Raw genomic sequence first — 25,145 nt, forward strand, 5'->3', positions numbered from 1 at the left:
GCTTGGCCAGCACAGTCGTTAAACTAGAGGGTTCTGTATTCACCCCCCTATTGTCGCCGTTTGCCGCACGCTTGCCATGCCAATGCCTTCTTCGACCCCACGCACCGTACTGGTCACCGGCGCTGCCAAGCGTCTGGGCCGGGTGATTGCGCTCGGGCTGGCACGCCATGGCTGGCAGGTGGCTGTGCACTACCGGGGTTCGGCCGCCGAGGCCGCGCAGACCGCCGCCGAGTGCGCCGCGCTGTCGGGCCTGAGCGGCCATTTTGATGCGGATTTCGAGGACGAGGCCGCGGTGCGCGGCTTGCTGCCCCGGGTGGTGGCCCATTTCGGCCAGGTCGATGCCGTGGTCAACAGCGCCTCGCTGTTCGAGCACGACGGCACCGCCGATTTTGGCTATGCCGGGCTGGAGCGCCATCTGCGCAGCAATACGGCCGCGCCCATTGTGCTGGCCCAGCTGCTGCACCAGCATATCTGCCAGCGGGGCGACGAGGCCCAGGGCGTGGTGGTGAACCTGCTGGACCAGAAGCTCTGGAACATGAACCCCGACTTTGTCAGCTACACCTTGAGCAAGGCGGCGCTGGAAGCGGCCAACACTTTGCTGGCCCAGGCGTTGGCGCCGCGCCTGCGGGTGGTGGGCGTGGCCCCGGGCCTGACCCTGACCAGCGACTACCTGAGCCCCGAGAAGTTCGAGGCCCTGCACCGCATGAGCCCGCTGGGGCGTTCTTCCACCGCAGAAGACGTGGCAGCCACCGTGCGCTTTGCGCTGGACAACAGCTCCATCACCGGCACCAGCCTGCTGGTGGACGGCGGCCAGCACCTGATGCGGTTTGACCGCGATTTTTCGATGATGTAGCGATTCGTCGCTGCCTTGCTGTTTTTATGACGACATTTGACACCGGGTTGCAAACCCTGAGCTTGACGGGCCTGCGTTTTGATGCCAATTTAGGCATCCTTGCCCATGAGAAGACTGCGCCGCAACCCATCTTGGTGGATGCGGAGATCAACATGGGCCAGCAGCCCCTGGCGCCCAGCGATGACGACATCATGCATGTGCTGGACTACCGCAAGGTGCGCCAGATCATCATCGATGAATGCACGGCCGAGCACGTCAACCTGCTCGAGACCCTGATCGGCAAGGTCGCCCAGCGGCTGATGCAGTTGCCCAATGTGCGCGGCGTTCGCGTGAAGATCGCCAAGCTAGAGATTTTTGACGATTGCGAAGTAGCAATCCGCACCGAAACCGGACAATGGTGAACCTATGAATGCCCCCACCGATACCGCCCACCTCCAGCCCCAGCCAGCCGCCGCGACCGGTTGGGACTTCGATGACGCCGCTGGCGACGATGCGCAGGCATCGGGCGCCAACGAGAAGCGCCTGAAGATCCAGCGCGAGAACCACAAGCTGGAAAAGCGCCTGTGCCGCGAGGTGGCGCGCGCCATTGGCGACTACAACATGATCGAGGACGGCGACAAGGTGATGGTCTGCATGTCCGGCGGCAAGGACAGCTACACCCTGCTCGACATCCTGATGAAGCTGCGCGCCCGCGCGCCCATCAAGTTCGACCTGGTGGCCGTGAACCTGGACCAGAAGCAGCCCGGCTTTCCCGAGCATGTGCTGCCCGAGTACCTGAAAAGCGTGGGCGTCGATTTTCACATTGAGAACCAGGACACCTACAGCGTCGTCAAGCGCGTGGTGCCCGAGGGCAAGACCACCTGCGGCCTGTGCTCGCGCCTGCGCCGCGCCATTCTGTACAAGGTGGCCGACCAGCTGGGCTGCAACAAGGTGGCGCTGGGCCACCACCGCGATGACATCGTGCAGACCTTGATGCTCAACATGTTCCACGGCGGCATCATGAAGGCCATGCCACCCAAGTTGGTGAGCGACGACGGCAAGCATGTGGTGATCCGCCCGCTGGCCTATGTGCCCGAGAAAGACACCGAGCGCTGGGCCCAGTACCGCGACTTCCCCATCATCCCCTGCAACCTCTGCGGCAGCCAGGAAAACCTGCAGCGCCAGATGATTGGCGACATGCTGCGCGAGTGGGACCGCAAGCACCCCGGCCGTGTGAACAACATGTTCCGCGCGCTGCAGCACGTGGTGCCCACCCACCTGGCCGATCCCAAGCTGTTCGACTTCCAGAACGCCAAGCCCACCGGCATCGCCGATGAAAACGGCGACAAGGCCTTCGACCACGATGACCTGCCCGCCAACCCCTCGCTGCCCGCCGGCATGCAGGTGGTGCAGTTGGGTTGATATCCATCGATTGAGAGCCATGCAGCCCTGCTTGTCGCCCCTGACTGACAGCCGCTGCCGCTCCAAGCGTTTATCGTTGAGCGCATGCGCTGTGTCCTTATGGCGCAGCGCTTTTTTTTTGGGAGACTGCGCCATGTTTCGTTCTTTTGACAAGGCAGCACGGGCAAGCACGCCCCAGTGGCGTCGCATCGCCGGTATCGCAGCGATGGCCTGCGCCAGCCTCTGGCTGGCAGGTTGTGCCGGGGTCCGCACCATCGACAGCGATGTGCAAAGCTACTCCACTTTGCAGCAGGTACCCGCGCCGCCGACCTACCGCCTGCAGTTGCTCCCGTCCCAAGTCGCGCTGGGGCCACAATTTGATACCGTCGTGCAACAGGCGGAAGCCTCATTGGCAGGCGTAGGCCTGCGTCGCGACGATAGCCAGGGCAGCGTGATAGCGCAAATTGATGTACAAGCTCGTTACATTCCCGACAGCTGGCTGCTGCCGGGCAGCCCCTATAACCCCTATGGCGGTTTTGGCTGGGGACCCGGCTGGGGTTGGGGCTGGCGCGGCGGCATGGTATGGCGCGACACCGGCCCCTCGCTGCACTACCGCGCTGTGCAGCTGACCTTGCGCGATGTTCAGACCCAGCAGGTGGTCTACGAGACCTCGGCCCGCTATGAAGACGTCTGGGTCGATGACCAAGTGATCTACCGCATCCTGTTTGACTCGGCCCTCAACGGCTTCCCCAAGCCACCGCAAGGCCCACGCCGCGTCAGCACCACGCTGGGCGCGCCCGCCTCGGCCCAGCCCGCATCCACACCTGCTGCGGCTGCAGCAGCCAGCAACCCCGCTACGCCCGCCGCCAAACCCAAATAACAAGGAACGCATGCACAGCACCCAGATCATTGCCATTCGCCACGGGGAGACCGATTGGAATCTTGCCGCACGTATCCAGGGCCATACGGACATACCGCTGAACGCCACCGGCGAACGCCAGGCCCAGCAACTGGCCCAGGCGCTGGCGGAAACCCCGCTGGCCCATATCTACAGCAGTGATCTGCAACGCGCGCTCAGCACCGCCCAGACCTTGGCGCAGGCCAATGGCGCGCCGATCAGCACCCATACCGCCTTGCGCGAACGCAGCTTTGGCGACTACGAAGGCTTCCGCTTTGCGGACATCGAGGTGTCGGACCCGCCATCGGCCCTGCGCTGGCGCAAGCGCGACCCGGTCTTTGCCCCGCCCCAGGGCGAATCGCTGCAGGTACTGCAGGCCCGCGTATCGCAGATCGTGGCCGAACTGGCCGCCGGTCACCTGGGCCAGCAGATCGCGCTGGTCGCCCATGGCGGCGTGCTTGACAGCCTCTACCGCCTGGCCACCCGCCAGGATATCCAGGCCCCCCGCACCTGGGAGCTGGCCAACACCAGCGTCAACCGCCTGCTCTGGACCCCCGACAGCGGCCTGACCCTGGTTGGCTGGGGTGACACCAGCCATCTGCAGACCATCGGGCTGGACGAAACCACCCAATAAGCGGCAAGCAGCCCTCCTCCTTCCGACCAGGCTCAGCCCCGCCCCTCCGCCTCCTTCTGTGACTTTTTTGCATCAGTGCCCCTGGTGCATGCCTGGACCGGGCAGGCTGCCGTCTGCCCGCCTCAGCAATGTCGCCCTGTGCCACCTGCGATGACACAAACAAATGAAATGCAATGCCTCATAGAGCCGATAAAATACCGAGGTATGTCAGCGTTCACTCCAACCTCTGGTGATCAAGTGACATTTAATTACTTTTAGAATTCACTAATTGCTTGATCATTATTAATAGTAGTGCGACCATCTATAGACGAGTTCAATGACTCCTCTGTGAGATTACTTAAAAGGTATTGACCGTTATATGCCAGAAGCCGAGCTGACCCGTAAACCCCTGCCGACGCCCTCCCTGCGGCAGCTGAGCTGCTTCAAGGAAGTGGCCACGCACCGCAGCTTCAGCCGTGCCGCGCAGGCCCTGTCCATGAGCCAACCCGCACTGTCTTCCGCCATCCGTGAGCTGGAGACCCTGCTGGGCACCGCCCTGTTTGACCGCAGCACCCACCATGTCCGCCTGACGTCGGCCGGCGAAGCCGTGCGCCCGCAGGTCGAATGGATGATCAACAACTTTGTGCAAGGCGTGCAGGATCTGCAGCAGTTGCTCAAATACCAGGCCGATACCGTGCGCATCAGCTGCATCCCCTCCACCACCCACCTGCTGGCGCCTTGGCTGGCCACCTGGCAACAGTCCCACCCGATGGTGGATCTGCAGCTGCACGACATGCGCAACGACGACCTGCTGTCGTCAGTCGCCAATGGCAGCTCGGACATCGGCCTGGGCCTGGAATTCACCGTGCCTCCGTCGGTGGAGACGCAGTTCGTAACCGAGGACGAGGTCATGGCCGTCATCCCGGCCAAGCACCGCCTGGCGCAAAAAGCCGATCTGCGCTGGTCGGATTTGACCGACGAGCCGCTGGTCGTGCTCTCGCGCGGCAGCACCTACGAGATGATTGTTTCGGTATTGGAGCAGCAAGGCGTGGGCACCAGCCACACCGAAACACTGAGCTACACCGAATCGCTCTACGCGCTGGTGCAAAGCGGCCTGCGCATCGGCCTGCTCTCGCGCCTGTACACGCAAGGCCACCAGAGCGATGACTGGGTGACCATCCCCCTCAAAGGCCCCTTGCTGTCGCGCCGCATATGCCTGATGACGCGTGCCGCCAATGGCAGCCGCCGCGCCATCGTGCAGGAATGCTGGGACTACCTCTGCCAAAACATGGGCAAGGAAACGCCGCCCATCAAGCGCGCCGCTGCCAAGGCCGTTTGAACCAAGGCCCAGCGGGGCCATGCGCCCCTGTTGGGCACCCGCCCTTAAAGCCCCAGCGATGGGGCTTTATGCCTTACACCAACGCAGCCTGACCAGGCCCACCGCCCACCAGCCCCAAGTGGCGGTAGGCCGCCTGGGTGGCCATGCGGCCGCGCGGCGTGCGCTGCAAAAATCCTTGCTGGATCAGATACGGCTCGATCACATCCTCGATCGTGCCAGGCTCCTCGCCAATGCTGGCGGCAATATTGTCCAGGCCCACCGGACCGCCATCAAAGCGGTGCACCACTGCTTCGAGCAGCTTGCGATCCATGATGTCAAAGCCCAAGGGGTCCACATCCAGCATGGCCAGCGCCCGGCTCGCCATTTCTTGCGTGATGCGGCCATTGCCTTTGACATCGGCGTAATCGCGCACCCGGCGCAGCAGGCGGTTGGCAATCCGCGGCGTGCCGCGTGAGCGGCGCGCAATCTCCAGCCCGCCTTCGCCATCAATGGGGGTGTTCAGCAAGCCGGCGCTGCGCATCACGATCTTGGTCAGCTCTTCGGTGGTGTAGAACTCCAGGCGCGCGACGATGCCAAAGCGGTCGCGCAGCGGATTGGTCAGCATGCCCGCGCGCGTGGTGGCGCCCACGAGGGTGAAGGGCTGCAGGTCCAGCTTGATGGAACGTGCTGCCGGCCCTTCGCCAATCATGATGTCGATCTGGTAGTCCTCCAGCGCCGGGTAGAGGATTTCCTCGACCACGGGCGAGAGCCGGTGGATCTCGTCAATAAAGAGCACATCATTGCGCTCCAGATTGGTCAGCAACGCGGCCAGGTCCTTGGGCTTTTCCAGCACCGGGCCACTGGTCTGGCGCAGGTTCACACCCAACTCCGAGGCGATGATGTGCGACAAGGTCGTCTTGCCGAGGCCAGGCGGGCCAAACAGCAGCACATGGTCCAGTGCCTCGCTGCGCTTTTTGGCCGCACCAATGAAGATCTCCAGCTGCTCGCGCGCCTTGGCCTGGCCCACATACTCATCGAGCTGCTTGGGGCGCAGCGCGCGCTCCAGCACCTCCTCCTGCGGCGAGGACTGGCTCGCGGAAATCACGCGGTTGTCAGGACGGGGGGCGGGCGCGGCGGCGAAGGAATCGGTGTGGATAGTCATGGGTCAGTGCGGGCATGGCCAGGGCGTTGTTCAGAGACATCCCTAAGGCGCATCCCACACATAATAAGCCAGTCCGTCATACAAAAGCCCCGCATCGGCCCGCCAGCGATCGCTGGCCTGGGTTTGCACGCTGTAGTGGTGCACACCGGGCACGTACTGGTAGGCGCGGTAGACGGGCTCCACCCCATCGCCGGGCTGCGCGGGCGACCACCAGGCAATGCCCTCGTAGCTCCAGCTCGGGTTGTAGGTCTGCACAAATTGCCGCTCGGCATCACTGATGGTGTAGAAATGGGCGCCCACATCGGGGTTGTAATAGCGGTGGACGGGCACCAGGCGGTCATGCGCACGGGGCGCCGCATAGAAGGCGATGCCATCGAAAACCAGGTCATTGGCCAAGCTGGCAATCACATAGTCCCGTTCCTGCGCCGACAAGGTGTAGAACTCCCCGCCTGAGCGCAGTACCTGGAAGCGGTAGACGGGCATGTGCAGGTCGCTGTACATGGCCTTGTCGACCCCCAGCCAGGCCGCGAAGCTCGCGATCGCCTGGTCCAGCCGGCCATAGACCACGCGGCCATCCTTGGCCGGGCAGAAGCTGTCGCCACCGGTCAGCGTGCCGGTGACCCGGCCGTTCACAAACAAGGCCGAGCCGCTGGAACCGCCCTGAATGCCGCCCTGGCTCCACAGCACCCGGTAGAAGCCGCCATCGGGCTGGGCCTGGGCTGCGCAGTTCAGGCTGCGGCCCACATAGTCCACATTGCAACTGGCTTCGTCCTGCAGCTGGCCCGATGACAGCATCATCAAATCCCCGCGCGGATGGTGCAGGCCCGCCACCGGAACGCCCAAGGCTTGGGTGGAGGCATCCCAACCGGCAAACAAGGCGCCCGCCGGTGGCGCCTCGTCCAGCTGCAGCAAGCTCATGTCGTTGCCGATGCTGGTGGCCAGCCAGCGCGCTGCACTGTAGCGCTCGGCATGGCCGGCAAACAGCTGCAGGCTGTTGCAGGACTGGGAGTAGTAGAACCAGGAGGTCTGCAAGGTCGATGCCGTGGCCTGGTCCCGCACGCAATGGGCAGCGGTCAGCACATAGGGCACCAGGTCCTCGCGCGGGTTGTTGATCAGGGTTCCCGTACACTGGAAGGTCTGGGCCTGGCTCACGTAAACCATGCGGATCACGGCATCGCGCTGGTCCAGCAAGGCGCTCTGGCAATTCACATCCTGCTGGCAGTCGTTGGCCAGCCGTTTTTCTGATACAACGGCCACCTCTGCCGCCTTCATCGTTTCGGCCTCGCTGGGCGGCACCACGATCTGCGAGAGCTGGGGCATCGCCCATTGCAGGCTGCGGGTGGACGTCGTGGCGGGCAGCAAGATCTCCAAGACCGGCGTCGGCCCGACATCAGGGGTCCACCAGGTGCGCTGGCCCGTCTGTGGATCGGCCACCAGCCGCTCCAGCAGCGCGGCGCCGGTCACTTCGTAGCTGACTGAGGCCTCGGGCGATGCATAAAGCCGGAACACCGCCATCGCCGGCAGCACCGCAAACTCCAGGCCCAGCCGCAGGCCATAGCCATCGGCCGCCAGCCATTGCAGCGCGGTCACCTGCTGGCCCGATGGCAGGGTCTGCCATTGCAGCAACTGCGCCACCTTGTCAGCGCTGTCCATGGTCTCCAGCGCGCGCGCCACGCCAATCTGGCGCAGGCCGCCCTCATCCGGGGCCAGGGCAGCCTTGCTGCTCTCCCAAGGTGCCAGTGCGATGGGAACGACAGAGCTGGCCGCGAGTGTCAGCGCCTGCTTGGCGCTCAGCGCGCTGGGGCTGGCCGGCATTCTGCGCGCCTCCACTTGCCAAGCAGCCTGCGCCAAGCCGCATCCCCCCGCAATCAGCAGCGCCGACACCATCCGCAGCCAATGACCCCAAAGCGCCGACCCCGAGCTGGACACAATGCGACAAGACATGATGGACTCCCCGCTGTTGCGATAAGAAAAGAACCTCCGATCAACACAAACTACCGATCAGAGGGAGCCAATCTAAAGCAGGCCATCACATCGAACAAGTCTATCGACTAGTACAAAAGCAAAACATTCGTTAACCAAGCAAAAAAAAGAGCCTGTGAACAGGCTCACAGGCTCTTGGCTAGGGATGGGCGCGAGGCCACCATCAGGTCAGGATCGATCAGCTGGCCAGCCAGTTCCAGATGCGGTCGCTGAACACCTTGTCAAAGCGACCGTAGAAGTCGGAAGCATTGGGCGCCTGGCAGCTGGCGCCACCGCCGTACAGGTTGCCAATCACGCGGCCATCACGGAACAACGCAGAGCCGCTGCTGCCACCTTCAGTGGTACCTTGGCTCCAACGTACGCTGTAGAAGCTGCTGTTCGAATCGCCGGTGCTGCAGGTGATTGAGGTGCCACTGCCAGCGGTACAGTTCATGAAGCCCACGACCGAGCCCACGCTGTACTTGAGCAGGTTGCCGTCGGGGTGGTGCAGACCATAGACGGCATCGCCTACCTGGCCAGCGGTGCGTGCATCCCAGCCCGCCAGGGTCACGCCCACGGGCGGCATTTCGTTGAGCTTGAGCAGTGCCGAATCGGTGGACGCGGTCGCGTACAACAAAGTAGCACCCGCATTGCGCAGCGCAGCATTGGCGCCGGGTACGCTGGAGTTGCAGCTGCTGGAGCGGTAGAACCAGGCCGTCTGCATCGACGAGGCCGAAGACTGGGTCGAGATGCAGTGGTTGCCCGTGATGAAGTACGGCGCAAAGTCACCCTTGGTGTTGTTCAGCAAGGTGCCGGTACACAGATAGGACTTGCCGTCAGAACGCGTGAAGGACATGCGGGCGACGGCATTGCGCTCGGTCTGGTAGTTGTTGGTACAAGAGGCATCCAGGTTGCAGGCTCCCGAGGTATCGACAACCTTGGCAGCATCTGCCTTGGCCGCTTCAGCCAGTTCGGCGTCGGTGGGCAAGGACAGGTTCACATAGATGTGCGAGACCACGGGGATCGAGATACGCAGTGCGTCAGCGTCCGTACCGGCTGGCAGCACCACTTCGACGGTGGTATCGCCTGCGCCTACATCGGGTGTCCACCAGGTATTGGCAGCTGCACCGGTTTCGCCTGCCTTACGGTTTTGCGCCAGCAGCGCGTTCACTTCCGCGCCGCTGCGCTCGACGATGGCATTCGGGTGCTCTTGGCTGTAGACGCGCAGCTGCGCGCCATCGGGCAGGCTGTCCACCAGCACGCCGGCGCGCAGGCCATAGGCGCCGGTCGACTGGATGTTGATGGCCGCAACTTGCTGACCATTGGCCAGGCTGCTCCACTGCAGGGCCGACTGGGTCTGGGCCACCGTGCTGGTGGCCGCCACCGCGCGCTGCGTGCCGATCTGCTGGGCGGGGCCGTTGTCGCTGGCTACGGTCTTTTCCGCTTCCAGCTCGGGCAGCACCACAAAGCGGGTCTGAACCGACGCCCCCAAGGATGCAGGCGCTACTGCGGCCGATTTGATGGCTGATGCGGGCAGCACTACCGAGTCCAGGATATACGTCGAGGGCTTGGTCGCACCGCCGTTATCGTCATCGTCGGAACCAGAGCCGCCGCCGCAGCCCGCCAAAGCCAGGGCCGCCGCCACGCCCGTGGTCCACAACAGACCGGGCACTGCATACTTGGAATATTTCATGGATTCGTCCACTCCGTGTTACATGCTATTGATGGTTACACCCGGCCGAGCTGGAGCCCGGCCGCCTCTGCGCGGGCTATTTTGCCAGCGCTTTCAACGCCTGCTTGATACCGTCCGTTACGCTGATGTCGGCAGGTAACAGCTTCAGAGCGGCCGCCGCATCCTTGTCGCTGTAACCCAGGGCCACCAGCGCTTGCAAGATGTCGGCCTGGGCATCGTTGACGGCCACCGCACGGGCGCCCATGTCCGCACCCAGTTTGCCTTTGAGCTCCAGCAGCAGGCGCTCGGCGGTCTTTTTGCCGATGCCGGGCACCTTCACCAGACGCCCTGCTTCCTGCAGCGACACGGCCTGGGCCAGATCGGTCACCCCCATGCCGCTCAGGATGGACAGCGCCGTGCGCGGGCCCACGCCGGTGATCTTGATCAGCTCGCGGAAAGTCTGGCGCTCCTCGGCCGTGCCAAACCCGTACAACAGCTGCGCATCCTCGCGCACGATAAACTGCGTCAGCAGCGTGATGGTTTCGCCAACGGCCGGCAGGTTGTAGAAGGTGCTCATGGGCACCTGCACCTCGTAGCCCACACCATGGCAATCCACCAGTACCTCGGGTGGCATCTTTTCCACCAGTGTTCCGCTCAATCGGCCTATCATTTGTATCTTTCCTTGTAGCTTGTCTGCGGCCGCCCCGATGGGCGTCGCGTGCCCGCCTGCAAGCATACTGAATTTTTCAACGGAATTTGCCGCGTGATCCTGCGCCACACCTTTACGCCCCACAACAACAACCGCATTGCCAATCTCTGCGGCCCGGCCGATGCGCATCTGCGCCAGATCGAGAACCATCTGGGCGTGAAGATTGCCCACCGCCACGAGCAGTTCAAGATCGACGGCCCCAAGGCCGTGGCCAACGAGGCACTCGAGCTGCTGGAGGCGCTGTATGAGATGGCTGATGCGCCCATCAGCGAAGACCAGATCCAGCTGATGATGGCTGGCGACAGCGAGCTGATGACCGCGTCCGAAGACGCCATCGTGCTGAACACGCGCCGCGCCGACCTGCGCGCGCGCACGCCCAACCAGGCCGGATACCTGGAGAACATCGCCGCGCACGACATCACCTTTGGCATTGGCCCGGCCGGCACCGGCAAGACCTACCTGGCCGTGGCCTGCGCGGTGGATGCGCTGGAGCGCAGCCAGGTGCAGCGCATTGTGCTGACCCGCCCGGCGGTGGAAGCCGGCGAGCGCCTGGGCTTTCTGCCCGGCGATCTGTCGCAGAAGGTCGACCCCTATCTGCGCCCGCTGTACGACGCGCTCTACGACCTGATGGGCTACGACAAGGTGCAAAAGGCCTTTGAGCGCAATGCCATCGAGATCGCACCGCTGGCCTTCATGCGCGGCCGCACGCTCAACAACGCCTTCATCATCCTGGACGAGGCGCAGAACACCACGCCCGAGCAGATGAAGATGTTCCTCACCCGCATCGGCTTTGGCGCCAAGGCCGTGGTGACCGGCGACGTGAGCCAGATCGACCTGCCCAAGGGCCAGCTGAGCGGCCTGATTGACGCCGAACGCGTGCTCAAGCGGGTCAAGGGCATTGCCGTGAACCGCTTTACCAGTGCCGATGTAGTGCGCCACCCGCTGGTCGCGCGCATTGTGGACGCCTACGACAAGCAGCGCCGCCCGGCCCGCGAAGACTGAGCCCTGCCCACACGCCCCACCTCTGCCACCCCACCGATCAAGAACAACATGGCATTGAACCAACTCACCCTCTCGCTGCAATTTGCCCGCTTTGACGGCGTGGCAGAGCACCGCGCCGCCCTGCCCCGGGGCCAGGTCACGCGCTGGATTCGCCACGCGCTGGCCGACGACGCCGAGATCACCGTGCGCATTGTCGATACCGAAGAAGGCCAGGCGCTGAACCGCGAGTACCGCCAAAAGGACTACGCCACCAATGTGCTGACCTTTGACTACCAGCAGGAGCCCACGGTGCTGGCCGATCTGGTGCTCTGCGCGCCCGTGGTGGCGCGCGAGGCCAAGGAGCAGAACAAGTCGCTGCAGGAGCACTATGCCCACCTGCTGGTGCATGGCGCCTTGCACGCCCAGGGCTGGGACCATGAAACCAGCGAGCAGGATGCCGAGGAGATGGAAGCCTACGAGACGGCCATCATGCAAGAGCTGGGCTTTACCGATCCATACCAGAAGTAAGGCGGCGCAATGCCGTCAGGGCAATGATGACTTTTGAGCGACTAATCCAGCCGCTTCTTCACGCCATTACTACCTAGAATCCTCCTCATAACGGCCTTCGGCCCAGGAGGAGACATGCTCGACACCGCCATCTTGCTGGCCGCTGCCCTGGTGGCCGGCGCGCTCAATGCCGTCGCCGGAGGCGGCAGTTTTCTGACCCTGCCTGCGCTGGTCTTTACCGGTGTGCCGCCCGTGGTGGCCAATGCCACCGGCACCGTGGCACTGCTGCCGGGCTATGCAGCTGGCGCCTGGGGCTTCAAGGACGATATGCAGGCCCCGCCCGGCCTGTCGATGAAGGCGGTGATGCTGCTTGCGCTGCTGGGTGGCGCCGTGGGCGCCGGCTTGCTACTGGTCACGCCAGAGGCGGCCTTCCGCAAGATCGTGCCCTGGCTGCTGCTGGCGGCCACTGCTATGTTTGCCTTTGGCCCGCAGCTGCGCCAATGGGCCATGGGTGCGCAGCATGGCGCCGCGCCATCACGCAGCAAGGCCGCGCTGGGCATGCTGGCGGTTTCTGTCTATGGCGGCTACTTCAATGGCGGCCTGGGCATTCTGCTGCTCGCGCTGCTGGGCTTGCTGGGCCAGACCAACCTGCATGCGATGAATGGCACCAAGAACCTGGTCTCTGCCCTGCTCACCGCCATTGCGGTCGCCATCTATGCCGCTGGCGGCGTCGTGCAATGGCAGCCCGCCTTGCTGATGATGGTGGCCGCCACCTTGGGCGGCTACCTGGGCGCCCGGGTGGCACGCAAGATTGCACCGCAGTGGCTGCGCGCCGGCATTGTGCTGACGGGCTTGGTGATGGCGGTGCTGTTCTTCTTGAAAGCCTAGCCGGCCGCACCTAGCCGGGGGCGCCCAGCTGACCGTGCCTAGTCGGCTGAACCTGTCCTCGGGGCCTTGATCACCTCGATCAGCGCATCCAGCGCCGCCGAGCGGCTTTGCGGGTGCCAGACAAAGGCGCCCGCCGTCAGCGCCGTTTGGCCATGGTTGCTGTGCAGCGGCACATAGCGCACACCGGCCATGCCGGCCCGCTGCATGCAGGACGGCACCAGCGCCACGCCCTGGCCAATGGCGACCAGCGAAATAACCGCCAGCCACTGCCGCACCGCATGGCTGGTGCGCGGGTGGATGCCAGCGTTGTGCAGGCAGGCGATCACATTGTCGTAATTGGCCGGGCTGACATCGCGCACAAACATCACAAAGCGCTCATGGGCGAGGCTGCGCAGATCCAGGCTGGCTTGCTGGGCCTGGGCGTGGTTTTCCGGCAGGCAGCAGACGAGGGTGTCTGGCGCCAGCGGCCAGAGCTCCAGCCCCGGCGCAGGCGTGATGATGTTGACAAAGCCACCCTGCAGCTGGCCGCGCAGGATGGCCGCCTGCTGCTCGGTGGTGGACATCTCATGCAAGGTGATGTCGATATCGGGCCGCTGCTGGGCAAAGGCCTGCATCACATGGGGCAGGTCGCGGTAGATCATCGAGCCCGTCACGCCAATGTCCAGCTGGCCCTGGCGCCCCTGGGCCACATTGCGCGCCACATCGGCTGCGCGCTGGATCTGGCTGAGCACCTGGCGCGCCTCGATCAAAAAGGCGGCACCGGCATCGGTCAGCCGCACCTGCTTGGCATCGCGCTCCAGCAGCCGCACGCCCAAATCCTCTTCCAGCGATTTGATGGCCACCGACAGCGGAGGCTGGGTGATGGCCAGGCGCTGGGCAGCGCGGCCAAAATGCAGCTCCTCGGCCAGCACCACAAAATAACGCAGCAAATGGGTCTTCATCTGCGTATCATGCCCCAGCCAGTGCGGGCTAGCCGCACGCCGCAAGGGATGGCCCGGCACCGCACTAGCCATGGCGCCGCCTAGTAGGACTTGGGTAGGCCCAGCACCTTCTCTGCGATAAAGCACAGAATCAGCTGCGGGCTCACCGGCGCCAGGCGCGGAATCCAGCTCTCGCGCATCAGCCGCTCCACATGGAACTCCTTGGCGTAGCCCATGCCGCCATGGGTGAAGATGGCGCTCTCGCAGGCCTTGAAACCGGCCTCTGCCCCCAAGAACTTGGCGGCATTGGCCTCGGCCGCGCAAGGCTGGTGGCGGTCATACAGCCAGGCCGCCTTCATCGCCAGCAAAAAGGCGGCTTCCAGCTCCATCCAGCGCTCGGCCAGCGGGTGCTGGATGCCCTGGTTCTGGCCAATCGGGCGGTTGAACACTTCGCGCTCACGGGCGTACTGCGTGGCACGGCCCAGCGCAGCGCGGCCCAGGCCAATGGCCTCGCAGGCAATCAGAATGCGCTCAGGGTTCATGCCATGCAGGATGTATTCAAAGCCCCGGTTTTCCTCGCCAATGCGGTCCTCTACCGGAATGCGCAGCCCATCGATGAACAGCTGGTTGGTGTCCACGCATTTGCGGCCCATCTTGGCGATCTCATGCACCTCGATCTTGCTGCGGTCAAAGTCGGTATAGAACAGCGACAGGCCCTCGGTGCCCTTGCACTTTTCCACCGGCTTGGTGCGCGCCAGCAGCAAGATCTTGCTGGCCTGTTGCGCGGTGGAGATGAAGACCTTCTGCCCATGCACCACATAGTGGTCGCCGTCCCGCACCGCGCGGGTCTTGAGCTTGAGCGTGTTCAGCCCCGTGTTGGGCTCGGTCACGCCAAAGCAGGCCTTGTCCTTGCCGGCAATCAGCGGCGGCAGCATGCGCGCCTTTTGCTCCTCGGTGCCATAGACCACCACCGGGTGCAGGCCAAAGATGTTCATGTGCACCGCAGAAGCGCCCGACAGACCCGCGCCGGTGGCCGAGATCGTATGCATCATCAAGGCCGCCTCGGTGATGCCCAAGCCGGCCCCGCCATAGGCCTCGGGCATCGCAATGCCCAGCCAGCCGGCATCAGCCAGCGCGCGGTAAAAGTCTTCAGGAAAAGCGCCATCGTTGTCACGGGCATGCCAGTAGTCGGCATCAAACGGGGCACAGACTTTCTCGATGGCATCGATGATCTGTTGCTGCTCTTCGGTCAGGGCGAAATCCATGGTGTTGCGGTCCTCAGTACTCAATCAGTGGCGCCGTGCCGTGCACGGCGCAGGTTCACATCGCCGCTCAGGCCGGCCGGCGCACCCGCTCTGGGTTCTCGCCATAGGGCGGGCTGTAGATCACCAGCAGCTTGGCCGGTGTGTCGCTGGTGGTCTGGAAGATGTGCATCTTGTCGGCCGGGAAAAAGCAGGTATCGCCCGGCACCATCTCAAAGCTCTCCCCCTCCATCTCGACATGGGCCGTGCCCTCCAGCAAGTAGCAGGCCTGCTCCATGCCGGGGTGGGCATGGGGCAGCGCGCCGCCGCCCTTGGCAATCTCGCCCAGCACCACTTCCATATGCTGGGCGCCCACATTGGCCTGGCTCACCAGGCGGCGGTTAAAGGTTCCGGTATGGTTGGCCGGGCTATAGGCCTCCACCTCGGAGGCACGGATCAGGTAGCGCGAAGTCATCGTGGAGCAGTCATTCTGTAAGGGTTAACAAAGGCGTCGGAGACAGAACCCAGGCTTATTGGGCAGGGATATCGGCCTGCTTGACCAGGCGCCCCCAGTACGCCAGCTGCTCGCTCACATACTGCGCAAACTCCTGCGGGGTCTTCGTGGGCCAGACTTCAAAGCCAATCTGTTCGAGCTGCTTTTGCACCGCCTCATCGGCCAGCACGGCCTGCAAGGCGCCATTGATCTTGTTGACCACCTCCGGGGGCGTGCCCGCCGGCGCAAAAATGCCGTTCCAGGAGGTGATGTCAAAGCCGGGCAAGGTCTTGCCGATGGGTGGCACATTGGGGAGGATCTTGCTGCCCTTGGCGGCCGTGACAGCCAGGGTGCGCACCCGGTCGGTCTTGAGCATGCTCCAGCCCGAACCCAGGTCCACCACATACATCTGTACCTGGTTGCCCATCAGGTCGGTCAGCGCCTGCGGGCTGGATTTGTAGGGCACGCCGACGATATCGGTCTTGGACAGAAAGCGCAGCGTCTCCGAGGCCACCAGTGAGGTGCTGTTCGGCGTCGCGTACGAGAGCTTGCCCGGGTTGGCCTTGGCGTAGTCGATCAGCGCCTGCACCGAATCGGCCGGCACCGAGGGATGCACCGCCAGCGCAAACGGCAGCTCGCCCACGCGGGCAATTGGGGTGAAATCCTTGATCGGGTCGTACTTCAGGCTTTTGACCAGCCAGGGGTTGGCCGAGTGCGAGGTGTTGGTGGTCATGAACAAGGTGTAGCCATCGGGCTTGGCCTTCGCCACCAGGCCTGCCGCAATCTGCGCATTGGCGCCCGCGCGGTTGTCCACAATAACCGGCTGCTGCAGGCGCTCACCCAGCTTCTGGCCCACGGCCCGGGCCACCGCATCGGTGCCGCTGCCAGCGGCAAAAGGCACGATCATCGTGATCGGTGCATTGGGGTAGTTGCCCTGCGCTGTGCTGGCATAGGCAGCGGTTGTTACGGTGGCTATCGCGGTCAGGGCCAGCGTGGCCCACCATTGGCGTCGTTGCATGTCTTTGTCTCCTGTTTTTAGTCGAACCTCTACGGGCCGAGCTTGCATGGTGCAGTTCTCAACGATTCGCGTCCAATGTTTTATATGGATGGATTGATATACAAATCGAATTTTTGGATGTAGGGAATGGCCACTGTGAAAAAAAACAGGTATTTCAGCCATCAGCCCCTTGCAGGCTTCCTAAAATTCACGGTTTCTGTATGACTTTTCACCAGGACATCCCCATGCAATGCAGCAGCTTTATCGCCACCAGCCTGGACGGTTTTATCGCCAAAACCGATGGCAGCCTGGACTGGCTCAATGCCGCCAATGCCACCGTGCCTGAGGGGGAAGACTGCGGCTATGCGCAGTACATGGCCGGCGTGGACGTGATCCTGATGGGGCGCAAAACCTTTGAGACGGTGCTGGGCTTTGGCGCCTGGCCGTATGACAAGCCGGTCTATGTCATCTCCCGCCAGTGGAGCGCCCTGCCCGCTGGCGCGCCCGTCACCGCACAGCTGTGGAAAGGCAGCCTGCCGGAACTCCGCGCCCATCTGGCCGCCAGCGGCGTGCGCGCCGCCTATGTGGATGGTGGGCAGCTGATCCAGTCCTTCATCAACGCGCAGCTGCTCGACGAGATCACCATCACCCGCATCCCCGTGCTGCTGGGCAGCGGCCTGCCGCTGTTCGGGCCCTTGGCGGACGGCACCAGCACCGTGAGCGCCCAGCATCTGCAGACGCGCAGCTATGACTTTGGCTTTGTGCAGAGTGACTACCGGCTGCTTTATGCGGCAGCCGCTCAATCACAGGATGAGACCCAGGCCGGCGCCTAAGCCGCCACCGCCCGCCGCACAAACCGCCCGGCACGCGCCGGCAAGGCGCCCGCCTCTTCTGTGTAGCTGAGCACTCCATTGACCCAGACGGCTTCCACGCCCACGCTGCGCTGCTTGGGGTTTTCGAAGGTGGCCTGGTCCTGGATGCGGGCGGGGTCGAACACAACCACATCGGCGGCCTTGCCGGCGGCCAGCAGGCCGCGGTCGGCCATGCGAAAGCGCTGGGCCGACATGCCCGTCATCTTGTGCACCGCCTGGGCGAGGCTCAGCACGCCCTTGTCGCGCCAGTACATGGCCAGCACGCGGGGGAAGGCGCCCCAAAGGCGCGGGTGTGGGCGCTCGTCGTTGGGCAGGCCGTCCGAGCCGATCATGGCCAGCGGGTGGCGGATGACGCGCTCCACATCGTCTTCGCGCATCTGGAAGTAGCAGGCATTGCCGGGCTTGAGGCGCACGCAGGCGTCGTACTCGCTCATGCCCCAGTCATTGGCAATATCGCGCAGGTAGCGGCCGCCCACCTCGGGGTGGGGTTCGCTGCGGGTGATCAGGATATCGATCACGCCATCGACCAGGTCCTCGCGCAGCACGGTGGAGCCGGCGGTGTAGGGATAGACGTCCATCGACAGCTCTTGCTGCTGCGCCAGTTTGTCGACCAGCGGCAAGGTCTGCAGGGTGCGTCCCCAGTTGGCAGAGCCCGCGCATTTGTGGTGCGACAGCACCAGCGGCAGGCCCGACTGCTGGGCCGTGCCAGCGGCCTCCAGCATGGCCTCCAGAATGCCTTCGAGCTCGTCGCGGATATGGGTGGCATAGACGCCGCCATGCCGTGCCGCCACGGTGGCTACCGCTACCAGCTCCTGCATGTCGGCCGCATAGGCCTCGCGGTAGAAGATGCCGCTGGACAGGCCCAGCGCGCCAGCCTGCATGGCCTCGTGCATGTCCTGGGCCATGGCCTCGCGCTCGGCGGCATTGGCCGGGCGGCTCAGATCGGCCATATGCTTGATGCGCAGCGAGGTGTGGCCCAGCAGCGCCGCGATGTTGATGGAGGGCTGCGCCGCATCCACGGCGGCTGCGTAATCCTGCATGCTGCCAAAGCGGAACTGCTGGTCGCCCAGCAGCGACAGCGGTGCGGGCGGATGCGCCGTGACCACGGGTGCCAGCGAGATGCCGCAGTTGCCGGCGATCACCGTGGTCACCCCTTGCGAAAGCTTGGGCAACATGGCCGGGCTGTTCAGCGCGGCGGCATCGTCGTGGGTGTGTACATCGATAAAGCCCGGTGCAATCACCTTGGCCGTGCAGTCGATCTGCAGCGGGTCCTGCGCCTTCCAGTCGGCCAGCGCTGCCTGCTGTGCGGCATCGCTCGCGCCATCGCGGGCAAACACGCCGATGATGCGCCCGCCCTGCAGCCAGACATCACCCACAAACTCCGATAGGCCGGTGCCATCCACCACCGTGCCATTGCTCAACCACACTCTGCGTTCCATTGTTGTATCTCCAGGCGCTGCTGCCGGCTGCCATCAGCCGGCGGTTTGGCCTTGTTGCTTGGTGGGGGCGGCTGCATCCCCTTTGCGCTGCTGCGCGGGCTGCTGAAAGCCCATGTACTCATAGCTGTCAAAGCCATGGGTCTCCAGCAGCCGCTTGTACTGCTGCATGCCCGTGACCACGCGCGGCCCCAGAATCTGCGCCAGGCGCACCATCATGATTTCGATCACCACCAGGTGGGCCAGGTAGGCTTCGGTGCCCACGCGCATCACCGCGTCCTGCGGCACGTTCACCGCCAGCACATGGTCGGCCATCTCGGCCAGCGGTGTGTCCGGCTGGGTCAGGGCCACCACGGTGGCGCCCTGCTGCTTGGCAAACTGCGCCGCCTCCAGGGTGTAGGGCATCCGCCCCACATGCGAGATCACAAAGGCCACGCCGTGCTTGCCCAGGGTCGAGGCCGACACCAGCTGCTGGTGGGCATCAAAGATGGCGTTGGACGTGAGGCCCAGGCGGAACAAGCGGCTTTGCAGCTCCTGCGCCATGAAGGACGAGGCCGCCCCGACCGAATAGCAATCGATGCGCGAGGCCTTGGCCATCTTGCCGGCCACCTCGTCGATCAGCGCCGCATCTAGGCGCTGGCCCAGGTTGGCAATCGCACCCGCTGCCGCATGCACGATCTTGCTGACCACCTCGGCGGTGGAGTCGTCCTGTTGCACGCTGCGGTGCAGGTGCGATCCCGAGACCGCCAAGGTCTGCGCCAGAGCCACCATGAACTCGCGCACCGATGCATAGCCAAAGCGGCGGCACATGCGCACGATCGTGGGCATGGACACATTCGCCTGCAGCGCCAGCTGCTCGACGGTGGCCAGCACGGCGGCACCCGGGTCGCGCAGGATCACATCGATGACCTGGCGCTGGGCCAGGGGCAGCGCGGCCTGCTGCTGTTGCAGCAACTGCAGGCTCAGCGCTGTTTTAAGGCTGGACATGTCAAAACCTTGTCTCGATCGCATCGACCAGGTTCCAGGCATCGTCCACCACGGGGATCCAGCGCCACTTGTCAAAGGTGGTGCAAGGGTGGGAGATGCCCAGCGCAATGCGGTCGCCCACGGCCGGTGCGCCCTGCGCCGGGTCAAAACGCAGATAGGCGTGCTGGTCGTTCAGGGCCGAGATGGTCCAGCCGGCAGGCGCAGGCTGCGCCGCTTGGCTGCCGCGCGGCGCATGGTGCTGCACCGATGGCATCTCCAGGTCGTAGGAGATATCGCGGCGGCCGCAGGTCAGCAAGGCCAGGCCTGGCTCAGGGACAGACTGCACCATGGCCCAGACCTCCAGTGCGGCCTGCAGCGAGTCAGCCACGCCTTCGCGCTGCTCGACCAGCTTGAGCAGGCGCCGGTAGTTGCCATGGTCATGCGTGATGTAGCAGCCCGAGCGCAGCACGCCGGTAAAGGCACGCGACAGGCCCGCGCCCTGCAGCAAAGGCACCACCAGGTCAAAAATGGCCGAGCCACCGGCGCTCAGGATGGGTGCATCCTCAGGCAGCAGGCCCTGGGCATCGCAGGCCTTGGCAATCTCGACCACGCGGCGCACCAGCTCGGCCACGGCGGGAATGTCATGGGCGCTGTCGCACTGGGTGAGGCCCCCTTCATAGCATTCGATGCCGCCCAGCTGGGCGCTGCCGCTGGCATGGATGGCCTGGGCGAGCGCCAGCGCGTCTTCCTGGCTGCGCACACCGGTGCGCTGGCCAGGAATGCCCACCTCGATCAGTACATCAAAGCGGCGTGCGCTGTTGCGTGCACGGCTCCAGTCCTCGATGCAGCGCAGCTGGCTGATCGAATCCACCAAGAACCAGACACGCAGATCCGCGTGCTGGCTCAGCAAGGCGTCCAGCCCATCCAGGTCGGCAGGTGCCACCACTTGGTTGGCAATGATGGCGCGGCGCGCACCGGCCTCCACCCCCACGGCCAGCTGGAAGATGGTCGCAAAGGTCAGGCCCCAGGCACCGCCTTTGAGCTGCAGGTCAAACAGCTGGGGCGACATGGTGGTCTTGCCGTGCGGCGCAAACTGGATCTGGCGGCGTGCCGCATAGTCCTGCATCCAGCGGGCGTTGTGGGCCAGGGCCGACTGGCGGATGACGGCCAGCGGATAAGGCAGGTCATCGCGCAGCACATTCCAGCCGCGTGCGGCCAATGCAGAGGCTTGGGTGGGAGCAGCAGCCAGCGGGTAGCTCTTGCTGCGCGCGTCAATCAAAAAATCGGGTTGCATGGTTCACTCTCTCAATCTTGGACTTTCCAGCAGGCCTGCAGATGGCCTTCGGCCACGGGGCGCAGCTGCATATCAGCCTGGGCGCAGCGCGCCTCGGCCTGCGGACAACGGGTACGAAAGACGCAACCACTCGGTGGGTTCTTGGGGCTGGGCAGGTCACCCGACAGCAGCGGAATGCTGCGCCGCTGGGCCGGGTCCGGAATCGGCGCGGCTGCCAGCAAGGCCTGGGTATAGGGGTGGCGCGGCCGGGCATACAAGGCCTCGGTCGGTGCCACCTCCACCACACGGCCCAGATACAGGACCACCACGCGATCGCAGAGGTATTCCACCACATCCAAATCGTGCGAGATGAAGAGCAGCGTCAATCCAAGGCGATCTTTGAGGTCGCCCAGCAAATTGACCACCTGCGCCTGGATGGACACATCCAGCGCGGACAGCGGCTCATCGGCCACGATAAAGCGCGGCTCCACCGCCAACGCCCGGGCAATGCCGATGCGCTGGCGCTGGCCGCCGGAGAACTCATGCGGAAAGCGCTCGGCATGTTCGGGACGCAAACCCACCTGGTCCAGCAGCTCGGCAATGCGCTGCTGCCGCGCCGCACCGGGCGCCAGCCCGTGGGTGGACAGCGCCTCGCCCAGCACATCGCGGATGCGCATGCGCGGGTTCAGGCTGGCATAGGGGTCCTGAAAGATGATCTGGATATCAGCGCGCAGCGGCCGCATCGCGCTAGGGCCCAAGTGCGCCAAGTCGACAGTCTCGCCGCCCTGCTTGCGAAAATGCAGCTGGCCATCGGTCGGCTCGATCAGCCGCGTCAGCAGCCGGCCGATGGTGCTTTTGCCGGAGCCGGACTCGCCGACCAGACCCAGGGTCTCGCCGGGGTAGATGTCAAAGGAGACGTCCTGCACCGCGCGCACCGGGTGGGCGCCGCTGCCAAACTGCTTGCTCAAATGCTGGATGCGTACCAGGGGCTCAGCCGCTGCGGGCGCTGCCGTGGCCAACTCGGCCGGGCGTTCCAGGGTGTCGGTCATGCTCATGCGGCTTCTCCTGCGCGAATGCAGCGCACCTGGCGCTCGCTGGGCTGGGCATCGTTGCCGGTGCGCCATGTTTCCAGGCCGGGCATGGCCTGCTCGCAGGCGTTCAGGCGCTTGCTGCAGCGCGGCGCAAAAGCACAACCGGGTGGCGGGCTCAAGGGGCTGGAGACCTGGCCGGGGATGGCATCCAGGCGGCGCCGCCCCACAAAGGCAGGCTTGCCACCGGCGCGCAGCTCGGCAGCCTCGGCCAGCTCGCGCTGGCGCGCCATACCAGGCAGGCAGCCCAGCAGGCCCTGGGTATAGGGGTGCTGGGGCGCGGCAAACAGCGCATGCACGCTGGCGGTCTCGACAATGCGGCCGGCATACATCACCGCAATCGCATCGGCGTACTGCGCCACCACACCCAGGTTGTGGGTCACAAACAGAATGCTCATGCCCGTCTCTTTTTGCAGCCGGCCCATCAAGGCCAGGATCTGCGCCTGGATGGTCACATCCAGTGCGGTGGTGGGCTCGTCGGCAATCAGCAGGCTCGGGTCACAGGCCATGGCCAGCGCAATCATCACCCGCTGGCGCATGCCGCCAGACAGCTGGTGCGGGTACTCATGCACGCGCTGGGCGGCAGCTGGTATCTCCACCAGCTCCAGCATGCGCTGGGCATGGGCCAAGGCGGCGGCCTTGCCCAGGCCCTTGTGCAGGCGCACCGATTCGGCAATCTGCTCGCCCACGGTCAGCACCGGATTCAGGCTGGTCATGGGCTCCTGGAACACCATGGCCAGCTCATTGCCGCGCAACGCACGCAAGGACTTGGCGTCGAGCGAGAGCAGATCCACCGTGCGGCCATCGCGCTGCACAAACTGGGCCTGGCCCTGCACCTGGGCTTGCGAGGTCTTGGCATGCAGGCCCATCAGCGACAGGCTGGTGACCGACTTGCCCGAACCCGACTCGCCCACCAGGGCCAGGGTCTGGCCCGGCAGAATCTGAAAGCTCACATCGGAGACGCTCTGGATGCGCCCGCCTTCGGTGGCGAACGAGGTGGACAGCGAGCGCACATCCAGGCGGGGCGCGGCCAGGCTGGCGGCCGCTGCAGGGGTGGCGGTGTTCATCATGATTTGTTCTTCAGCTTGGGGTCGAGCAGATCGCGCACACCGTCGCCCAGCAGCTGCAGCGACAGCGCCGTCAGCACAATGGCCACGCCCGGGGTCAGAATGGTCCAGAACGCCTTGTCGGCATACTCCAGGCTGCCAGCAATCATCGTGCCCCAGGTGGGGATGTCGGGTGGCACGCCCACGCCCAGAAAGGACAGGCCCGCCTCGGCCAGGATGGCATAGGCAAAGATGAAGGTGACCTGCACCAGCACCGGCGACAGCAGGTTGGGGAGGATGTGGCGCCACAGAATCAGCGGCGTGCGCACGCCCAGCGCCTTGGCAGCATCGACAAACAGCAGCTCGCGCAGCACCAGGGTGGAGGCGCGCACCACGCGGGCCACACGCGGTGTGTAGACGATGGTCAGCGCCAGAATCACATTCCACAGCGAGGCACCCAGGATCGACACCAGCGCAATGCCCAGCAGGATGTCGGGGAAGGCCATCATCGCGTCGACCAGGCGCATCAGCGGTGCATCGAGGCGGCGGAAGTAGCCGGCCAGCATGCCCAGCAAGGTGCCCAGCACCACGGCACCCAGCGCGGTGAAGAGGCCAATCATCAGCGAGTAGCGCGCGCCGTAGATGATGCGCGCCATCACGTCGCGGCCCAGCTCATCATTGCCGGCCCAGTGTGCCCAGGATGGCGCATGCAGGCGCATGCTGATGTTCATGTCATTGGGGTCGGAGTCGGTCAGCAGTGGGTAGAGCAAGGCGGTGGCTGCAATCAGCAGCAGCACCACGGCGCTCAGCAGCACCACCTTGCGCGCAAACAGCCGGCGCAAAGTTTTGAACCAGGAGGACTGGGCCCAGCCGGCGCGTGCGGGCAGCGGCAATGCGGTTGGGGAGGCGTTCATCATTGGCCCTCCAGACGAATGCGGGGATCCACCACCGTGTAGAGCAGGTCGATCGCGAGGTTGATGAAAACGTAGATGGCGGCAATGACGAGCAAGGTGCCCTGGATCACCGGGTAATCGCGCCGCAGCACGGCCCGCACCACCAGGTTGCCCACGCCAGGCAGGTTGAACACGGTCTCGGTCACCACGGTGCCGCCAATCATCAAGGCCAGGGTCAGGCCCAGCACGGTGACGACCGGCACCAGCGCATTGCGCAGCACATGCTTGACCAGCACCACCGACTCGCCCAGGCCCTTGGCCCGCGCGGTGCGCACATAGTCCTCGCCCAGAATGTCGAGCACCGAGGCGCGGGTGAAGCGGATGATCAGCGCCGAGTTGAGCACGCCCAGCACCAGGGCGGGCAGCAGCAGATGCTGCAGGCGGTCGCCAAAGCTGGCGTCCGGGTCGCCATAGCCCGAGGCCGGGAACCAGCCCAGGTGCACGGCAAAGACCTGGATCAGGATCAGGCCGAACCAGAAGCTGGGGATGCTGGCGCCCAGCATCGCAATGCTGCTGAGCACCTGGTCGATCCAGCTGCCGCGCCACACGGCTGCGGCCATGCCGCAGGGCACACCGATCAAGGCGGCAATCGACACGGCAAACAGCGCCAGAAACATCGTCGGCTCGGCGCGTTCCAGCAGCGCCTGGGTGACCGGCATCTGCAAAAAGAGCGACTGGCCCAGGTTGCCTTGCAGCACCTGGCCAATCCAGAGCACAAACTGGGTGGTGAGGGGCTTGTCCAGCCCGTACTGCACGCGCGCGGCAGCAATATCGGCAGCAGTGGCCTGGTCACCCAGCAGCAGCGCCACCGGATCGCCCGACGCCAGACGCGTGAGCAGGAACACCAGCACGGCCACCAGGGCGAGCACCACCACAGCGCCGCCCAGGCGCTTGACTAAAAAATGCAGCATGGCTGA

General features: G+C 64.6%; 25 protein-coding genes. 10 read left to right on the forward strand and 15 right to left on the reverse strand.

Annotation, left to right across the window (positions count from 1 at the left end; all coding sequences use genetic code 11):
* The first annotated feature begins 76 nt into the window (after positions 1 to 76).
* The 6 genes from EDF71_RS02595 to EDF71_RS02620 all read left to right on the forward strand — a co-directional run bounded on the left by EDF71_RS02595 (position 77) and on the right by EDF71_RS02620 (position 5,083).
* The gene (locus tag EDF71_RS02595; RefSeq protein ID WP_133855084.1) at positions 77 to 853 is read left to right on the forward strand and encodes an SDR family oxidoreductase; all 777 of its coding nucleotides are present in this window, start codon (positions 77 to 79) and stop codon (positions 851 to 853) included.
* A 26-nt stretch (positions 854 to 879) separates the two neighbouring features.
* Complete coding sequence (locus EDF71_RS02600; protein ID WP_116926667.1) at positions 880 to 1,254, forward strand: dihydroneopterin aldolase; 375 nt, start codon at positions 880 to 882, stop codon at positions 1,252 to 1,254.
* Positions 1,255 to 1,258: 4 nt separating this feature from the next.
* Positions 1,259 to 2,254, forward strand: coding sequence for a tRNA 2-thiocytidine(32) synthetase TtcA (ttcA, locus tag EDF71_RS02605; protein ID WP_133855085.1), 996 nt, complete (start codon positions 1,259 to 1,261; stop codon positions 2,252 to 2,254).
* Between the two features lie 133 nt (positions 2,255 to 2,387).
* Positions 2,388 to 3,113, forward strand: coding sequence for a hypothetical protein (locus EDF71_RS02610; protein WP_243854142.1), 726 nt, complete (start codon positions 2,388 to 2,390; stop codon positions 3,111 to 3,113).
* 10 nt (positions 3,114 to 3,123) lie between these two features.
* Entirely contained in the window at positions 3,124 to 3,765 is a 642-nt protein-coding gene (locus EDF71_RS02615; RefSeq protein WP_133855086.1) for a histidine phosphatase family protein, read from the forward strand.
* A gap of 358 nt (positions 3,766 to 4,123) precedes the next feature.
* Positions 4,124 to 5,083: a LysR family transcriptional regulator gene (locus EDF71_RS02620; protein ID WP_133855087.1), complete on the forward strand. Its 960-nt coding sequence runs from the start codon at positions 4,124 to 4,126 to the stop codon at positions 5,081 to 5,083.
* A 73-nt stretch (positions 5,084 to 5,156) separates the two neighbouring features.
* Here EDF71_RS02620 and ruvB read toward each other — a convergent pair whose 3' ends face one another.
* The 4 genes from ruvB to ruvA form a co-directional block, all read right to left on the reverse strand.
* The gene (gene ruvB, locus EDF71_RS02625) at positions 5,157 to 6,224 is read right to left on the reverse strand and encodes a Holliday junction branch migration DNA helicase RuvB (RefSeq protein WP_133855088.1); all 1,068 of its coding nucleotides are present in this window, start codon (positions 6,222 to 6,224) and stop codon (positions 5,157 to 5,159) included.
* Between the two features lie 42 nt (positions 6,225 to 6,266).
* Complete coding sequence (locus EDF71_RS02630) at positions 6,267 to 8,039, reverse strand: trypsin-like peptidase domain-containing protein (RefSeq protein ID WP_166656433.1); 1,773 nt, start codon at positions 8,037 to 8,039, stop codon at positions 6,267 to 6,269.
* 346 nt (positions 8,040 to 8,385) lie between these two features.
* Entirely contained in the window at positions 8,386 to 9,879 is a 1,494-nt protein-coding gene (locus EDF71_RS02635) for a trypsin-like peptidase domain-containing protein (RefSeq protein ID WP_133855090.1), read from the reverse strand.
* Positions 9,880 to 9,955: 76 nt separating this feature from the next.
* On the reverse strand, positions 9,956 to 10,528 hold the full coding sequence (ruvA, locus tag EDF71_RS02640) for a Holliday junction branch migration protein RuvA (RefSeq protein ID WP_133855091.1): 573 nt from the start codon (positions 10,526 to 10,528) through the stop codon (positions 9,956 to 9,958).
* Between the two features lie 93 nt (positions 10,529 to 10,621).
* Between ruvA and EDF71_RS02645 the strand changes: the two genes are divergently transcribed.
* The 3 genes from EDF71_RS02645 (at position 10,622) to EDF71_RS02655 (ending at position 12,943) form a co-directional block, all read left to right on the forward strand.
* Positions 10,622 to 11,569 (forward strand): PhoH family protein, encoded by a 948-nt coding sequence (locus EDF71_RS02645; protein WP_133855092.1) that lies wholly within the window; start codon positions 10,622 to 10,624, stop codon positions 11,567 to 11,569.
* A gap of 48 nt (positions 11,570 to 11,617) precedes the next feature.
* Positions 11,618 to 12,076 carry an rRNA maturation RNase YbeY gene (gene ybeY / locus EDF71_RS02650; protein WP_133855093.1) on the forward strand — a complete coding sequence of 153 codons (459 nt, stop codon included), beginning with the start codon at positions 11,618 to 11,620 and terminating at the stop codon, positions 12,074 to 12,076.
* Positions 12,077 to 12,190: 114 nt separating this feature from the next.
* Positions 12,191 to 12,943, forward strand: coding sequence for a sulfite exporter TauE/SafE family protein (locus EDF71_RS02655; RefSeq protein ID WP_133855094.1), 753 nt, complete (start codon positions 12,191 to 12,193; stop codon positions 12,941 to 12,943).
* 38 nt (positions 12,944 to 12,981) lie between these two features.
* Here the strand turns inward: EDF71_RS02655 and EDF71_RS02660 are convergent, their stop codons facing one another.
* From EDF71_RS02660 to EDF71_RS02675, 4 genes are all read right to left on the reverse strand, one after another.
* On the reverse strand, positions 12,982 to 13,884 hold the full coding sequence (locus EDF71_RS02660) for a LysR family transcriptional regulator (RefSeq protein ID WP_133855095.1): 903 nt from the start codon (positions 13,882 to 13,884) through the stop codon (positions 12,982 to 12,984).
* A gap of 80 nt (positions 13,885 to 13,964) precedes the next feature.
* On the reverse strand, positions 13,965 to 15,128 hold the full coding sequence (locus EDF71_RS02665) for an acyl-CoA dehydrogenase family protein (RefSeq protein WP_133855096.1): 1,164 nt from the start codon (positions 15,126 to 15,128) through the stop codon (positions 13,965 to 13,967).
* A gap of 67 nt (positions 15,129 to 15,195) precedes the next feature.
* A complete protein-coding gene (locus EDF71_RS02670; RefSeq protein ID WP_133855097.1) occupies positions 15,196 to 15,579 on the reverse strand; it encodes a cupin domain-containing protein in 384 nt (127 codons plus the stop codon).
* Between the two features lie 55 nt (positions 15,580 to 15,634).
* A complete protein-coding gene (locus EDF71_RS02675; protein ID WP_133855098.1) occupies positions 15,635 to 16,615 on the reverse strand; it encodes a tripartite tricarboxylate transporter substrate binding protein in 981 nt (326 codons plus the stop codon).
* A 200-nt stretch (positions 16,616 to 16,815) separates the two neighbouring features.
* On the opposite strand from EDF71_RS02675, the gene EDF71_RS02680 reads away from it, so the two are divergent.
* Complete coding sequence (locus EDF71_RS02680) at positions 16,816 to 17,427, forward strand: dihydrofolate reductase family protein (RefSeq protein ID WP_243854143.1); 612 nt, start codon at positions 16,816 to 16,818, stop codon at positions 17,425 to 17,427.
* Here the strand turns inward: EDF71_RS02680 and EDF71_RS02685 are convergent.
* From EDF71_RS02685 to EDF71_RS02715, 7 genes are read right to left on the reverse strand one after another with little or no spacing between them, the layout of a single operon-like run.
* Positions 17,424 to 18,905 (reverse strand): D-aminoacylase, encoded by a 1,482-nt coding sequence (locus EDF71_RS02685; protein ID WP_133855099.1) that lies wholly within the window; start codon positions 18,903 to 18,905, stop codon positions 17,424 to 17,426. The two genes, EDF71_RS02680 and EDF71_RS02685, sit on opposite strands and share 4 nt — an antisense overlap.
* A 33-nt stretch (positions 18,906 to 18,938) precedes the next feature.
* Positions 18,939 to 19,889: a MurR/RpiR family transcriptional regulator gene (locus tag EDF71_RS02690; protein WP_133855100.1), complete on the reverse strand. Its 951-nt coding sequence runs from the start codon at positions 19,887 to 19,889 to the stop codon at positions 18,939 to 18,941.
* Position 19,890: 1 nt separating this feature from the next.
* Positions 19,891 to 21,162: an amino acid deaminase gene (locus tag EDF71_RS02695; protein WP_133855101.1), complete on the reverse strand. Its 1,272-nt coding sequence runs from the start codon at positions 21,160 to 21,162 to the stop codon at positions 19,891 to 19,893.
* Positions 21,163 to 21,173: 11 nt separating this feature from the next.
* Positions 21,174 to 22,190 (reverse strand): oligopeptide/dipeptide ABC transporter ATP-binding protein, encoded by a 1,017-nt coding sequence (locus EDF71_RS02700; protein WP_133855252.1) that lies wholly within the window; start codon positions 22,188 to 22,190, stop codon positions 21,174 to 21,176.
* A gap of 2 nt (positions 22,191 to 22,192) precedes the next feature.
* A complete protein-coding gene (locus EDF71_RS02705) occupies positions 22,193 to 23,296 on the reverse strand; it encodes an ABC transporter ATP-binding protein (RefSeq protein WP_133855102.1) in 1,104 nt (367 codons plus the stop codon).
* Complete coding sequence (locus EDF71_RS02710) at positions 23,296 to 24,189, reverse strand: ABC transporter permease (RefSeq protein WP_133855103.1); 894 nt, start codon at positions 24,187 to 24,189, stop codon at positions 23,296 to 23,298. Before EDF71_RS02710 ends, EDF71_RS02705 begins: the two co-directional genes overlap by 1 nt.
* Positions 24,189 to 25,139: an ABC transporter permease gene (locus EDF71_RS02715; RefSeq protein WP_133855104.1), complete on the reverse strand. Its 951-nt coding sequence runs from the start codon at positions 25,137 to 25,139 to the stop codon at positions 24,189 to 24,191. The genes EDF71_RS02710 and EDF71_RS02715 overlap by 1 nt, the downstream gene beginning before the upstream one ends.
* Positions 25,140 to 25,145 lie beyond the last annotated feature (6 nt).

It is taken from the genome of Comamonas sp. JUb58 (assembly GCF_004364775.1).
In the GTDB taxonomy this organism is placed as follows: domain Bacteria; phylum Pseudomonadota; class Gammaproteobacteria; order Burkholderiales; family Burkholderiaceae_C; genus Comamonas.

What these genes read in the sequence shown, in the direction of transcription:
- EDF71_RS02595 (WP_133855084.1), top strand. Translation starts at nt 77, where the DNA reads ATGCCAATGCCTTCTTCGACCCCACGCACCGTACTGGTCACCGGCGCT.
- EDF71_RS02600 (WP_116926667.1), top strand. Translation starts at nt 880, where the DNA reads ATGACGACATTTGACACCGGGTTGCAAACCCTGAGCTTGACGGGCCTG.
- ttcA (WP_133855085.1), top strand. Translation starts at nt 1,259, where the DNA reads ATGAATGCCCCCACCGATACCGCCCACCTCCAGCCCCAGCCAGCCGCC.
- EDF71_RS02610 (WP_243854142.1), top strand. Translation starts at nt 2,388, where the DNA reads ATGTTTCGTTCTTTTGACAAGGCAGCACGGGCAAGCACGCCCCAGTGG.
- EDF71_RS02615 (WP_133855086.1), top strand. Translation starts at nt 3,124, where the DNA reads ATGCACAGCACCCAGATCATTGCCATTCGCCACGGGGAGACCGATTGG.
- EDF71_RS02620 (WP_133855087.1), top strand. Translation starts at nt 4,124, where the DNA reads ATGCCAGAAGCCGAGCTGACCCGTAAACCCCTGCCGACGCCCTCCCTG.
- ruvB (WP_133855088.1), bottom strand. Translation starts at nt 6,224, where the DNA reads ATGACTATCCACACCGATTCCTTCGCCGCCGCGCCCGCCCCCCGTCCT.
- EDF71_RS02630 (WP_166656433.1), bottom strand. Translation starts at nt 8,039, where the DNA reads ATGCCGGCCAGCCCCAGCGCGCTGAGCGCCAAGCAGGCGCTGACACTC.
- EDF71_RS02635 (WP_133855090.1), bottom strand. Translation starts at nt 9,879, where the DNA reads ATGAAATATTCCAAGTATGCAGTGCCCGGTCTGTTGTGGACCACGGGC.
- ruvA (WP_133855091.1), bottom strand. Translation starts at nt 10,528, where the DNA reads ATGATAGGCCGATTGAGCGGAACACTGGTGGAAAAGATGCCACCCGAG.
- ybeY (WP_133855093.1), top strand. Translation starts at nt 11,618, where the DNA reads ATGGCATTGAACCAACTCACCCTCTCGCTGCAATTTGCCCGCTTTGAC.
- EDF71_RS02655 (WP_133855094.1), top strand. Translation starts at nt 12,191, where the DNA reads ATGCTCGACACCGCCATCTTGCTGGCCGCTGCCCTGGTGGCCGGCGCG.
- EDF71_RS02660 (WP_133855095.1), bottom strand. Translation starts at nt 13,884, where the DNA reads ATGAAGACCCATTTGCTGCGTTATTTTGTGGTGCTGGCCGAGGAGCTG.
- EDF71_RS02665 (WP_133855096.1), bottom strand. Translation starts at nt 15,128, where the DNA reads ATGGATTTCGCCCTGACCGAAGAGCAGCAACAGATCATCGATGCCATC.
- EDF71_RS02670 (WP_133855097.1), bottom strand. Translation starts at nt 15,579, where the DNA reads ATGACTTCGCGCTACCTGATCCGTGCCTCCGAGGTGGAGGCCTATAGC.
- EDF71_RS02675 (WP_133855098.1), bottom strand. Translation starts at nt 16,615, where the DNA reads ATGCAACGACGCCAATGGTGGGCCACGCTGGCCCTGACCGCGATAGCC.
- EDF71_RS02680 (WP_243854143.1), top strand. Translation starts at nt 16,816, where the DNA reads ATGACTTTTCACCAGGACATCCCCATGCAATGCAGCAGCTTTATCGCC.
- EDF71_RS02685 (WP_133855099.1), bottom strand. Translation starts at nt 18,905, where the DNA reads ATGGAACGCAGAGTGTGGTTGAGCAATGGCACGGTGGTGGATGGCACC.
- EDF71_RS02690 (WP_133855100.1), bottom strand. Translation starts at nt 19,889, where the DNA reads ATGTCCAGCCTTAAAACAGCGCTGAGCCTGCAGTTGCTGCAACAGCAG.
- EDF71_RS02695 (WP_133855101.1), bottom strand. Translation starts at nt 21,162, where the DNA reads ATGCAACCCGATTTTTTGATTGACGCGCGCAGCAAGAGCTACCCGCTG.
- EDF71_RS02700 (WP_133855252.1), bottom strand. Translation starts at nt 22,190, where the DNA reads ATGACCGACACCCTGGAACGCCCGGCCGAGTTGGCCACGGCAGCGCCC.
- EDF71_RS02705 (WP_133855102.1), bottom strand. Translation starts at nt 23,296, where the DNA reads ATGAACACCGCCACCCCTGCAGCGGCCGCCAGCCTGGCCGCGCCCCGC.
- EDF71_RS02710 (WP_133855103.1), bottom strand. Translation starts at nt 24,189, where the DNA reads ATGAACGCCTCCCCAACCGCATTGCCGCTGCCCGCACGCGCCGGCTGG.
- EDF71_RS02715 (WP_133855104.1), bottom strand. Translation starts at nt 25,139, where the DNA reads ATGCTGCATTTTTTAGTCAAGCGCCTGGGCGGCGCTGTGGTGGTGCTC.